Origin of the sequence: Alteromonas sp. CNT1-28, from assembly GCF_022348345.1 — a bacterium.
Classification (GTDB): domain Bacteria; phylum Pseudomonadota; class Gammaproteobacteria; order Enterobacterales; family Alteromonadaceae; genus Alteromonas; species Alteromonas macleodii.
The window spans coordinates 1-13151 of the sequence record NZ_JAKREZ010000041.1 but is presented as its reverse complement, the minus strand read 5'-3'; the positions used below and the strand labels follow the sequence as shown (position 1 = coordinate 13151).

Here is a 13151-nt window from a genome sequence, read left to right as displayed (position 1 = left end):
GGGCAATATGTTTTTGTTACTCAAAAGTGAAAGTTCGTTTGATCAAACTACGCCTGACCACACCTTTCAGTTTTGATGATTCTACCTTACTAAAATCCTAGTGCACGTGGTAGCGCTTCGCTGAACCATGCGACATACGTAACTAGCATAAGAACGACAAACATAGCCACATATAAAGGTATTAGCGGTCGAATGATGTTCTCAAGTTTGGTTTTGGCAATGGCACAGGTAATGAAAAGTACGGCGCCGACGGGCGGTGAGCACAATCCAATAGACAGGTTGAGTACTAGCATAATGCCAAACTGAAGCTCGCTCATGCCAAGCTCTAGCGCCACCGGTAAAAAGATGGGCGTAAAAATTAGTACGGCTGGTGTCATATCTAAAAACGCACCAACCACAATGAGTAACAGGTTAATTAGAAGCAGAATAAGTAAAGGGTTGTCGCTCACAGACAACAGTGCATTACTTAAGGTTTGCGGAATGTTCTCGAACGATAAAAGCCAAGACATGGCGGTAGACGCCGCAATAAGCAGCATAACAATGGCTGTCGTTTCCGCCGCTTTTAAGAAAATGTCAGGTAAGGCTTTCGCTTCTACTTCTTTGTAAAACACCACGGCTAACAGTAACGAGTAAACCACTGCAATGGCGCCTGCTTCAGTAGCGGTAAAAACACCGCCCACAATACCACCAATAACCAGAATTATTAGGAACAAAGAGGGAAGGGCAGCGACAGTTTTCTCAAAAACAACACTAAGTGGAAGTCGTGGTGAAAGCGGAAATCCTTTCATTTTGGCATAAATAAAGCACACTAGCATAAGCGCTAATCCAACCATAATGCCCGGTATATAGCCAGCCATAAACAAGGCCGCGATAGATACCCCGCCACTGGCGATGGCATAAACAATTAATATATTGCTTGGCGGGATTAACATACCCGTGGTCGATGCTGCGGCAGTGACAGCAGCACTAAAATTAGGCTCGTAGCCAGCCTTTTTCATTTCGGGCAGCATAAAGCTGCCTATTGCAGACGTGGTCGCTACTGCGGACCCTGAAATTGCACCGAAGAGCATACAGGATACAACATTAACTAAGGCAAGACCGCCAGGTAGGGCTCCAATAAGCGCCATTGCACATTCTATTAATCGCTTGGCAATGCCTCCTCGCCCCATGATAAGCCCAGATAGAACAAAGAACGGGATGGCCAGTAGCGCAAAACTGTTGAGTCCACCTGCCATACGCTGGGCAATAGTAATGGTAGCGGGTGCAATGTCCATGCTCATTACCATAGCGAGTAACGTTGCTACCCCTATGCTAATTGAAATAGGAACGTTTAATAGGAGTAATACGAAAAAGGCAACGACTAAGATAATACCGGTCAGTTCCATTACGCTGACTCCTTTTTGTTGTTTCGCCACAGCGTAGTAATGTTTACCAGTGCATAGGCAATGATAAGGCCTCCAGATAAGGGAAGCACGCTATAGATAAAGCCCATTTTTACACCTAGCGCCGCTGAGATTTGCTCTAGCTCTAATGTAAGAGACACTAGTTCAGCACCGCCGTAAACCATCACCAATACACAGAAGATAATGACAATGACTTCAACGCAGGTAAGTAGAAGGCGTTTCACTTTACGAGACTGACGCTCAACAATTAAGTTGAACCCCAAATGCGCGTTTTGGCGATAGGCGTAGGCCGCACCTAAGATGCCAATCCAAATAAGTATGAACCTAGACAACTCTTCGGTGACCGAAGCGGGGTCTTTAAGTACGTAACGTGAGACCACTTGCCAAATTACGGTAAGTAAAATACTTACCATGGCAATAATAAGGGTGCCGGCTAAGGCTTTATCGATGAGGCGTATTATTGTCATTGTTACATCGCTTTTATTTGCGTAATTAAGTCGCCAATTGGCGTGTCTTCAAAGCTCTTATGAAAAGGCTTTACCGCTTCAACGAAAGGCGCTTTATCAGGCGTAATAACTGTGACGCCTTCGGCTTTTACCTTTTCTAAAGAGGCTTGCGTAGATGTTTTCCAAAGTTCGCGTTGGTATTCAACAGAGTCTTCCATTGCTTTGGTTAGCCACGTTTGCTGCTGTTCATTCAAACTTTCCCATACCGGCAGCGATGCCAGCATGACGTCTGGAACACTGGTATGCTCGTCAAGGCTGTAGTAACGGGCAATTTCATAATGACGTGAAAGGTAGTAGCTGGGCGGGTTATTCTCTGCGCCGTCTACAACGCCTTGCTGAAGCGCAGTGTACAGTTCTCCCCAGGCAACGGGGGTTGCAGCTCCTCCAAGTGCGCGAACTGTTGCTACTGCAGTAGGGCTGTTCAATACGCGAATTTTGAGCCCGTTCAGATCGCTTGGTGTTTCTATTGGTTTATCGTTGGTGTAAAAACTACGGCTTCCCGCATCGTAATAGCCCAGGCCTTTAAGGCGGAAATCCTCAACACCAGAAAGCAAATCATTGCCCAGATCGCTGTTTAATACTCGCCAGAAGTGTTCGTTATCGCGAAAAATATAGGGAATACTAAATATCTTCATTTCCGGTGCAAACCCTTCCAGAGGGCTTGCCGATACTTTAGTCATAGCGAGTGAACCAATCTGCAACAGTTCTACCATTTCTCGCTCAGTTCCCAGCTGGCTACTTGGATAAATCACCACACTCATTGTGCCGTCAGAATAGTAATCTAGACGCTCTCCTAGATATTCCATCGCCTTGTGTACAGAGTGCTGAGTGTCTAAGGTATGCCCCAAGCGCAACACGGTGACTTCACCTTGCAATTCATTTTGAGAACACGCCGATGTTAGCAACAGCGCTGTGGCAGACAGTGTGAGTTTTATATACTGCAACATAATCATTACACCTTTTTAAAGCAGGGCTGCTTAGCGCAACTGTGAAGGTGGAAACTTGTCCATATCATCGTAATCAAGGTTTTCACCTGCCATTCCCCAGATAAATGCATAGCTTCCCGTACCCACACCACAGTGAATTGACCAAGGTGGCGATACTACGGCTTCTTCATTCGCTACGAAAATGTGACGAGTTTCATGAGGTTCGCCCATGAAGTGACATACTCGGCTTTCGCTGTCCATATCAAAGTAAAAGTACACTTCATTGCGTCGGTCATGCTGATGAGCTGGCATGGTGTTCCAGACGGAACCCGTATGTAGACGTGTTAATCCCATCTGAAGCTGACATGTATCGACAACAGTATTGATAAGTAACTGTTTGATATCGCGTTTGTTGGAGGTTTCCTGACTTCCTAGATGAAGGACATTTGCATCTTTGCTGCCTATTTTTTTACATGGGTAGGCATGATGAGCTGGCGCTGAATTTAAGTAGTATTTGGCGGGATTAGACGCGTTGTCTGACTCAAATATTACTTCTTCATTGCCTTGGCCGATGTATAAGGCTTCTTCGTTATCTAAATGGTAACGAGTGCCTGAAACTGTAATGGTGCCAGGTCCGCCGATATTAATCACACCTACCTCACGGCGAGCGGTAAAAAATGGCATCTTTAGCTGATCTTCAATGGTTTCTAGCGTTAGCGCTGACGTTGTCGGTACGGCACTTCCAAGCATAAAGCGCTCGTAATGGGTGTATATCCAAACGACTTCGCCTTTTGTCATTAGAGTGTCGACTAAAAACGCGTCGCGCAGTTCTTGCGTGTTGTAAGCGTTAGCCTCTTTACGACCTATTGCATATCGGGTGTCTATTTTCTTGCTCATGTCTTTTCTATCGCTCATGCTTTTTTTGTCGCTCATGGCTGTATCCCCCGTTCGTTAATTAACGTGCTAGAAAGCCGCCGTCGACAGCAAGGATATGGCCGTTTACGTAATTGCTTGCTGCGCTCGCAAGAAATACCGCCGCACCTGCTAAATCATCACTTTCCCCCCAGCGATTAGCTGGAATGCGGGCACAAATTTCAGCACTGCGCGTTTCATCATCTTGCAGTGCTTGGGTGTTATCGGTTTTGATGTAACCTGGCGCAATTGCGTTCACCTGCACATTGTATTGGCCCCATTCGTTTGCTAGCGCTTTCGTAAGGCCCGCAATGGCGTGCTTACTCGCTGTGTAGGCAGGAACGGTGATGCCACCTGTATAACTTAACATTGATGCAATATTGATAATTTTGCCTTGTCCCCGTTCTACCATCGTCTTGCCAATAGTTTGGCTAAGTAGGAAAGCTGAATCGATGTTGACAGCAAGCACGTTTTTCCACTCGTCAAAAGGAAAGTCGGTTGCTGGTGCTCTGAAAATAGTGCCGCCGTTATTCAGCAGGATGTCGATGTGTCCTTTAATGCTTAACGCATCTTCAGCAAGTTTAACTACCGCGTCGGCATCAGCGAGGTCGGCATCTAATGCCATGGCTTGACCACCTTCACTTTGAATTTTACGTAGTGTCTCGTCACATCCACCTGGTCGAGAACTGGCGCAGATGACGAAGGCGCCAGAAGTGGCGAGTGCTAAAGCAAGCGCTTGGCCTATACCTCGACTTGCTCCGGTCACTAATGCGGTTTTACCTTCTAGGCTAAAGTTGACCATGTAATTTACCTTTCACTAAATGGTTCATGGGTATGACGAATTTTATCGACATACTAAATTGAAAAATCTCGTTAACAAAATTTAAAATAATTGCCACCGGTGGCATTTGTCAATATATTGTTTATAAATATCGTTAATTAGTTAAATGCGTTAACAACCGATGGAGAGCATAAAAGTGATGAAATTTAGTAAGATAGGTCTAATTTTGGTGCCATTATTGGCAAGTTGCTCACAAGGGGATATAAATTCGGCTTTGTCTGTTAAGGTGAAAAATTCGGCAGACGGTGGTAGCGGCGATCAAATTTTTGAAGTATCTCTGCCCCCGCAATATTCGGGGTGGAAGTTAAAGCAATATCCGTCAGAATGGATAGAGAATAGCGAAGGGCAAGCGGTGTTACTAGGTGCAGCATCCATTGCGCCAGGAAGTAGTGCGTCATTGGAACTTATGCCACCTGAGCAAGCTACGAATGTTAACCTTAAAGACCGGGCGCACGCTGAACTTTCCGTAAGAACAGGAGGAGAGTGGCAAGACGCAGTATATAGCGCTGAGGGTTTTTCTTTTGAAGAAGTTACCTCATTCACATCGCCTCCGCAATTGACCGATCATTCTTACTTTTTGCGTTACGAAGGACCAGGCTGGGAGTCTGATCAAATGGGCTATCGCCTTTATCTTGATTGGCGTAACGCTATTGATGTCTTTGTTAAAGCGAACGACAGTGTAGTATTACCTGAGGTGGGGCAAGACGGCTACGATAGCTATCATAATTTATCTTCGTGGGGTGGAGACGCGCTTAAAGTTGGTAAATCGTTGGGCGTGGGTGCGCTAGGTCGATTAACAGAACAAGAAACCCAAGACTCCTCAACGCAGACAGTTATGCATTTTCAGCATGTAGAGACTACGCAATACCAATTAGTCTCGAATTCTCAGTTGCGTGCTGAGTTCGAGGTTGGCTACGAAGGATGGTCATCGTCTGATGCGAAAGCGGACAGCATCGACGTTACCACGCACTATCGAATTGATGCGTTTGACCCCACCACCCACATCAGCGTTTCTGTATCAGAGCCATCGGATAATATTGTCGCAGGTCTAGTGGCGCATGATGGAATGAAGGTGATTAAAGCCGGGCGTGGTGAGTGGGGCGTTGTAGCGACTTGGGGAACGCAAAGTATCTTGGCAGATAATGACAACTTAGGGTTGGCCGTTGTTTATCGGTTAGAGCAGGTCGAAAAGGTATTCGAGGGTGAACATGACCACCTTGTGTTGTTCAAACCTTTAACCGCTTTTGATTATAAAATTCTCGCGGTTTGGCCTAAGAGCCGCAGTGATGTACAAACTGCAAAGCAGTTTGAAGATTATCTGGTTAATAAATTAAAGATGTATAATCATCCTCTTACTGTCTCAAACTAAGTATTACTTAGCGACCAGGCTAGCGGGCCGTAGCGAAATGCGTAGCCCGTTAGCTTATACCGTGTCTTTTTCTAATTACCTTCTCCAACTACCCTCTTTTTCCATTTTAGCCCATCCAACTTTCAAGCAGTTATGTCCTGTTGTGTTCACGGGCACAAAGCTCTGACCAGTATTGTGAAACAAATAATTCATAAACTGACTGAATGGTTTAGGTTTTCTTGATTGAGCATTCAATAACCCCAATGATTACAGCGCCTTCGTAAATCGTCGCATTTGTTTTATTCGTTTTTTCAGACCCTTGTGTCAATAAAGCTTCATTTTGGTGTCAATTCACTGTCACCGGAATGTCACAAATGTCCTCCAGACTTTCGCCCGCTAAGACCGTTTACTGAGGTGAGTCTTCTGCTTACCTCCACTCAACATCGAAAACAAGTATAAGCAAGGAACTATAATGAAAAGCGAAACTCTTCGTGGAATTAAGTATTCAGCGATAGCACTGGCTGTAACACTCGGGATGACTGCCTGTTCACTGGAAGGTGACGATGGCGAAGACGGTGTACAAGGCCCTGTAGGTGAGCAAGGCCCAGTAGGAGATCAAGGCCCGGCGGGCGACCAAGGTCCTCAAGGTGATAGTGCAGGTACGCTAACACGTATTGCTACGGTTCCACTTGGTGCAGAAGTGACCGGTATATTCTTAACAGACGAAGGCGATTTATTTTTTAACGTTCAGCACCCGTCTGGCACTAATGCGGCGACAACCAGTGTAAATGCAATGCCTATTAACACCGGTACAGTGGGCGTGCTTGCAGGTGCTAACTTCAACAATCTGCCAGTAACATTACCAAATTCACCTGTACCAAGCTCAGATGAAGAAAAAGAGCTGGTGGTTTCTGCCATTGGTCAATATCAAGTACTTGGACAAACGGGCGACACTTTCGGTACTGACCTACCAGAAGGCTTAGGTCACATCTACACGTTGGATGGCGAAGAGTTGGTTCTTGAAAATGACATGCCTGACTTTAACGGCTTCATCTCAACCGCCGAAGGCGAAGGTTACCTTTTCTCGAACTGGGAAGAACTTCCTGGCGGTATGAGCCGCATGAAAGTGGAGAAAGACGAGTTTGGTATGTGGGAAGTAACTGAAGCTATGATGCTGGATTTCTCGCCAGTATGGGGAACGGCGGCAAACTGCTTTGGTTCAATGTCACCTTGGGGTACACCGCTTACTTCAGAAGAGTGGGTGGTTGATTCGGCGGTGGATACGACAACATCACCAAGCTGGAATAACCCAGAGGCCGTTTCTACAGATGCGCGCTTAGGTCGTATGTGGCAAATGACGGCGCCAGATGCGCCAAACCCGTACAACTATGGCTATATTGCGGAAGTAACAGAGCCGTTGGCTGATGAGCCGGTTATTGTTAAGCATTTTGCCATGGGCCGTTATGAGCACGAAAACTCAACGGTCATGCCTGACGGCAAAACGGTTTACCTTTCTCAAGATGATACGGGAGGCGTACTGTTTAAGTTTGTCGCAGACACAGCTGAAGACTTGTCGGCAGGTACACTTTACGGCGCTAAGCTCACTCAGGATGCAGGTCAGAACGACCCTGCGACTACTGGTTTTGCGGTTGAATGGGTGGAATTAGCTAGCGGTGATAACCTGACTATTCGCGCGTGGATTGATGAATACAATGGTATTGGAACCGACGACTACGTAGATGGACAAAGCTCTTACATTACTATGGCCGACGTTCAAGCGTGGGCTGATGGCGATGCGACCTATCCAACGGTAGAGGAAGGGGGCTCTAGCGTAACAGCAGGACAGCCAATGGATAACCGCGTAGCGTTCTTAGAGAGTCGTGCGGCGGCCCGTCTCAAAGGGGCTACCGCAGAGTGGAGAAAACTGGAAGGTATCTCAATCAACCAGAAACGCGCAAAGGAAGCGGTTGAAGGTGCAGATACTATCGAAGGTGAAGTGGTACAGAATGCATACCTTTACATCGGCATCGCTGATATCGACAACACAATGATTGACGGTGAAGGCGATATGCAGCTTTCAGCCCGCGTTAAAGACTGTGGTGGCGTTTATCGTGCCAAGCTTGAAGAAGGCTATAACATCTCTCGTATTGAACCTGTGGTGATGGGCGGTACATACCGTTCAAGCCTAACTGGCGCCGAGCGTTGTGACGTTGAACAGCTTTCTCAACCAGATAACGTAGTGGTGATGAACGACGGCCGTATTCTTATCGGAGAAGACGGTTTCCAAGAAAACAATACGCTTTGGATGTATGAGCCAGCAGATAAGTAAGTTTTCTTTTTAATTTAAAAATACTCCGGGCACTTATGTGCCCGGATTTTTCCGTTGTGACGATTATGAAAATGTTAAAAATAACTTCAGGTGTAGGCATTCTACTTTCACTACTTATCAGTGCAGGATGCACTGATAACACGGGTACTGACGTGAACAATCAGTCAAACTATGAGCAAAACTCAACAAGCTTTACAGTTGACACGCAACTGCCTCCTTCTACTCACGAAAAGGCCGACAGCACACACGCTTATCCTTATCAAGAAGGCGATGCTATTCCCGCTCTGGCATATATTGAACACGATGAAGTGTATAACCCTGAATCGGTTATTCCTCCCCAGTGTTACACCAAAACAGAAGGTGTTAACAACCCATGTTATGCATGCCACCAAAGTTACGATTCAATGGAAAAGCGTCCTAATCAAATGGGCGATGGCACGTTACAGGGCAACTACGAATTTTCTGACGTAGGGTTAACAAACAGCTGGAAAAACCTGTTTATTGACCGTACATCACTAATTGCGGGCATTGATGATGCCACGATTAAAAAATATATAGCGCAAGACAACTATACCGCTTCGCTTAACAATGACGCCATGCCAGACTACATGCGCATTGAAAATTTGAGCGCCGCTGACAAGGCATTTGATGGCGACGGGTTTGCTAAAGATGGCAGTGGATGGGTGTCGTATAATTACAAGCCTTTCCCAAGTACTTTTTGGCCGACTAACGGGTCAACCGGCGATGCTATGATCAGGCTTCCTGAAAGTTTTCAAACGCTAAAAGGCAAGCATAATAAGGCTATCTATACATTGAACCTAAGCTTGGTTGAAATGGCACTTAAAGAGCTGGATACGTTAACTGTGGCGCCGGTCAACGAATTAGCGTTGAACCTTGACGTAAACCAAGACGGAAAACTTACCAATTCAGTGACTGAAATCGCTCGTTTGTCGCATTATGTTGGCGACGCAAGCGATGTTCCGCTAGCGCATATGCTTTACCCCGAAGGTACAGAATTCTTACATACCGTGCGCTACATTGGCGTGGATGAAAACGGGAATATTTATAACGCGCCCCGTATGAAGGAAGTGCGCTACATGAAAAAGCATATGTTCAGAAGCAGAGAAAGCTTAGCATCTGCCTATTATGCGGAAGCAAAAGATAAGCATTTTGAAAAGCTGCCTCAAACCCGCTACTTAGGTGAAAAAGGAATAGACAACGGCTTTGGCTGGACAATTAATGGCTTCATTGAAAATGAGCAGGGCGAACTTCGTGCACAGCACGATCAAGAGCTTGCGTTTTGTAACGGCTGTCACAAAACAGTAGGGTCAACCTTTGACCAAACATTTTCATTTGCACGGAAAGTTCCCGGACAAGCGGGGTGGGGCTATATAGACCTGCGTGAAATTGAAGATGTGCCAAATATCAACGAGGAAAAAGGCGAGTTCCTTACTTATATGGAGCGCGTGGGCGGTGGCGATGAGTTCCGTCAAAATGGAGAAATGCTGGCCAAATGGTTTGATGAAAAAGGCATGGTCAAGGTGGAAGAAGTGCAGCGTGCCAAGTCAGTGTACGACATCATTACTCCTTCACCAGAGCGCGCGTATGCGTTGAACAAAGCGTATTTGACCATAGTGAAAGAGCAAAGCTATTTGTTCGGTCGCGACGCAACACTGACTAAGGCGACTAATGTGTTAAGCACTATTGATGCCGAGCAGCCACCGCTTAAGCCTGAACATCGTTTCAAATGGGATATGCGACTTAACTGGCAACAAGAAAAGCCAAGCGCCATTGCAGAAGCGCGTCAACAGTAACCAGTAGTAGATGCCTTCAGGCGTAAAGTTTGATATCTAACAATTACTGCGCTCGCGAGCTTTCTATTGCTCGCGAGCATCTAATCCGAGTGCTTTCCCGCCATAATGCAAGATCGCTTAAGCTGAAGTGCTCAGAAGACCAGATTCTTTCTCTGGGGAATGAAAAGATGTGAACGCGATATTGTTCTGAGCGTTCGTTACCATTGGCTTCTCGGCCGGAGCTCCTGGTGTGTCTTCCTCTACCTGCTGGGGGAGGTGCTTGATCTTAATGCCGTTTTGCTTGAAGTCAGCATTAATAAAACCTTGGTCTGCATACGCGTTCAATACATTGACACATGGGTAAAATCCCCATTTCGAGTGAAAACGCTGTGCATTATGAACAAAGTCTAAAAGGTGATTTATCGGGCATTGATAATTAGGGCGGTGTGGTGCAAATGTGCGCGTGGGCAATTGCTCTAACGAAAACCCTAATGCTCTACAGTTAGTGAAAAAATCTTCGTCGTTTAGTCCGAAACCCGCGTAGCCTTCATCGAAGCCGCCGGTTTTATGAAAGTCTGCCTTACGAATAAAAAACACTGTAGAACAAATACTATCGTCATTAAACTTTCCATGATTAATTTCCTGATCTCTTGAAGGTATTTCGTTATTGTCGTCTTCGGTTAACGTGTCGTCATTACTTGCTAAATAACCGATTTCTTTTTCATCTTTTGAAATTTGTCGGTAGGGCTTGCAACAGTGCTCATTGGGTAAAAACACCACTGATGTGATCACTACGGTGTTGTCACGAAGCGCAAGCAAGCCATCTCTAAAAAGCGATGGGGCAATAACTGCGTCTACGTTTAGGTAAACTAAATTCGCGTGCTTGGCCGCTGACATACCCTTGTTGCGCGCTTTCGCTATCGGAAGCGCATCTTGAGTCACAAACTTGTGAACAATGTCGAATTTGTCACTGCGTACGAGTGACAAATCAGAAGGAGGTGCCATCCAAACAATGACTAGCTCATCTGGCGTTGGAGAGCATTGCTCTAACTGAGTTATCAAATTGGTCAGCTTCTCAGTTCTGCTCTTAACAATAGTTACTGCACTTATCGGTGAACGCATACTCTTCCTCCCTTTCTAATTTGTTGAACCTGTAATAACGACGACATGAAATGTTGAACGTTATACTTTCGTACAAGCAAAGAGTGTTCCTTTTTTTGTAAATTATTGATTGTTAGATAAAAGAATTGTTATCAAGTTATGTTTTTGAAAATTTTTAGCAATGGTTGAGCGCCAAAACAAGCAAGAGGTGCAAAGGGAGAGAAAAATTTACAAACGAATGTATCGAGGCTAATAGCAGTTTTTTATATTAATTTTTGGTGGTTTGTTCTTATTTGCAGTTTAACATGACGCTTCTTTTCATAAGTCTTGTTTTTACTGTGCATCTAGCGCGTAATTGCTTTGCCGTTCCCACATATTTTGATATGCTTGGTTAGTAGGTTAAACATTACAATTCAATAGTTTAAATATTCCTACAAATATTGCTTAACACGTTTTCTTTCGAGTAGAACTAATCTCATATTATTGGTTTTTACTCACTCAGAGAGTAGGTAAATCTTCAGCCTTACTTGTAACGTATTAATTTCTGTATTTCGTATTTTTTCTGGTGGACAAAGGCTGTGGAATCACAATCGTTTGTATTCATTCGACACTATGACAAACAATCATTAAAGGTGGTTGATGTTATATCTGGTATCTCACCAAATGCTATGCGCAGAGTATTTGGCGGCTGGATATTTTTCGCTGCTGTTGTCGGCGTTATTGTAAGTGTAGCACCAGATTTGAGCGCTCAATTTATCGGTTTAACGCTTTTCGTTCTTGTTGCTTTTACACTCGTAATGTTTGGACAGAGCAGAATAACGGAAGGCTGGCCAGCTATAATTTGTGACAACAACTACATCGGCGTGGTGAGAGATCCTGTTAAGAGAGAGTATATTTGTGTGAACTCTGCTCTGGTCAAAGAAGCTAACCCCACATTAATAAAACCCAATAAAAAAGCGGTTGAGATTGTGTTAGATAGCGAACAACTATCGGCAGAAGATCATGAGGTGCTTAACCAAGCGGTTTGGCCTCGGGATAACAAGCTAATAGGGCTGGCCCACTTTAAAAAGCGTGAGGAGGCGTGTGATAGCCTCATGTGGTGTGTCAAACACCGTAGCTTTCATTAAAGTTAAAGTCTTGAATATTAATCTTTGTCCGTGATTAGCGCTAGTTCAGTATAAAGCGGGTAGTGGTCTGAGCCTATGCTTTCAAGCTTCTCTATATTGACCAATGCAAAGTGTTCCGAGTGAAATACGTGGTCTAACGGCCATTTCACTAAAGGATATTTCGCGTGAAATGTATTGAAAAAACCGCGCCCCTCTCGTGGGTCTAAAAGTCCGCTTATTTTCTTGAACTTTCTGGTAGTAGGTGACCAAGCTACATCGTTAAGATCGCCAGCGACGACAATAGGGCCCTCTGTTTCAGCTATTTCTTCCCCCACAACATTAAGTTCTACGTCTCTGGGCTTTGCATACGTGTTTTCTGTTGGGCTTGGTGGTTTTGGATGAAGAAAATATAGCGTGACATCTTGTCCGTGGTGATTGATTTTAACTTTCATAGACGGCACATCTTCTTCTATTAGAAATCGCAATGAGACCTCTTCAAAGGGAAGCTTACTATAAAGATGCATACCGTAGAGGTTTTCGAGTGGGCAAAATTTACGATACGGGTATTCAGATTCAATTTCACTGATGCCTTTCTGCCACTTCTCATTAGATTCCAACGTTACGAGAAAATCAGGTTGCTTATTACGTACATGTTCAATGAGCTTGCGAAAATCGTCATTAGGCATATACACATTGCTTGATAAAACACTTAGCTTTTGGCTCGCACTCTCAACCTCGACGTGCCTAACTTCTCTTTTATACAGAGGGGTATAAGGAATGATCCAGATGCATGTTCCGGCCCATTCCGATCACCCATTTCGGTTCAATCCGATCACTGATTTCGGTCTAATCCGATCGCCTATTTCGGTTTTATCCGATCAAAAAT

The 13151-nt window shown here is 45.0% G+C and carries 11 protein-coding genes; 4 read left to right on the top strand and 7 right to left on the bottom strand.

Annotated elements, in window-relative coordinates; all coding sequences use genetic code 11:
- Positions 1-89: 89 nt before the first annotated feature.
- Genes MHN02_RS19030 through kduD form a run of 5 tightly spaced genes read right to left on the bottom strand, consistent with a single transcriptional unit; the run spans position 90 to position 4549 of the window.
- Entirely contained in the window at positions 90-1385 is a 1296-nt protein-coding gene (locus MHN02_RS19030) for a TRAP transporter large permease (protein WP_239247713.1), read from the bottom strand.
- Positions 1385-1870, bottom strand: coding sequence for a TRAP transporter small permease (locus MHN02_RS19025; RefSeq protein WP_239247712.1), 486 nt, complete (start codon positions 1868-1870; stop codon positions 1385-1387). The genes MHN02_RS19030 and MHN02_RS19025 overlap by 1 nt, the downstream gene beginning before the upstream one ends.
- A 2-nt stretch (positions 1871-1872) precedes the next feature.
- On the bottom strand, positions 1873-2856 hold the full coding sequence (locus MHN02_RS19020) for a TRAP transporter substrate-binding protein (RefSeq protein ID WP_239247711.1): 984 nt from the start codon (positions 2854-2856) through the stop codon (positions 1873-1875).
- A gap of 30 nt (positions 2857-2886) precedes the next feature.
- Positions 2887-3732, bottom strand: coding sequence for a 5-dehydro-4-deoxy-D-glucuronate isomerase (kduI, locus tag MHN02_RS19015; protein WP_239247724.1), 846 nt, complete (start codon positions 3730-3732; stop codon positions 2887-2889).
- 58 nt (positions 3733-3790) lie between these two features.
- Positions 3791-4549: a 2-dehydro-3-deoxy-D-gluconate 5-dehydrogenase KduD gene (gene kduD, locus MHN02_RS19010; protein ID WP_014976831.1), complete on the bottom strand. Its 759-nt coding sequence runs from the start codon at positions 4547-4549 to the stop codon at positions 3791-3793.
- Positions 4550-4727: 178 nt separating this feature from the next.
- On the opposite strand from kduD, the gene MHN02_RS19005 reads away from it, so the two are divergent.
- From MHN02_RS19005 to MHN02_RS18995, 3 genes are all read left to right on the top strand, one after another.
- On the top strand, positions 4728-5957 hold the full coding sequence (locus MHN02_RS19005) for a DUF4861 family protein (RefSeq protein ID WP_239247723.1): 1230 nt from the start codon (positions 4728-4730) through the stop codon (positions 5955-5957).
- Positions 5958-6408: 451 nt separating this feature from the next.
- Complete coding sequence (locus MHN02_RS19000; protein ID WP_239247710.1) at positions 6409-8265, top strand: alkaline phosphatase PhoX; 1857 nt, start codon at positions 6409-6411, stop codon at positions 8263-8265.
- 65 nt (positions 8266-8330) lie between these two features.
- Positions 8331-10079, top strand: coding sequence for a hypothetical protein (locus MHN02_RS18995; RefSeq protein ID WP_239247709.1), 1749 nt, complete (start codon positions 8331-8333; stop codon positions 10077-10079).
- A 117-nt stretch (positions 10080-10196) separates the two neighbouring features.
- On the opposite strand, the gene MHN02_RS18990 is transcribed toward MHN02_RS18995, so the two are convergent.
- Positions 10197-11180 carry a galactosyltransferase-related protein gene (locus tag MHN02_RS18990; protein ID WP_239247708.1) on the bottom strand — a complete coding sequence of 328 codons (984 nt, stop codon included), beginning with the start codon at positions 11178-11180 and terminating at the stop codon, positions 10197-10199.
- 557 nt (positions 11181-11737) lie between these two features.
- On the opposite strand from MHN02_RS18990, the gene MHN02_RS18985 reads away from it, so the two are divergent.
- Positions 11738-12286, top strand: coding sequence for a hypothetical protein (locus tag MHN02_RS18985; protein WP_171337607.1), 549 nt, complete (start codon positions 11738-11740; stop codon positions 12284-12286).
- A 17-nt stretch (positions 12287-12303) separates the two neighbouring features.
- Here the strand turns inward: MHN02_RS18985 and MHN02_RS18980 are convergent, their stop codons facing one another.
- Positions 12304-12957 carry an endonuclease/exonuclease/phosphatase family protein gene (locus MHN02_RS18980; RefSeq protein WP_343212260.1) on the bottom strand — a complete coding sequence of 218 codons (654 nt, stop codon included), beginning with the start codon at positions 12955-12957 and terminating at the stop codon, positions 12304-12306.
- Positions 12958-13151 lie beyond the last annotated feature (194 nt).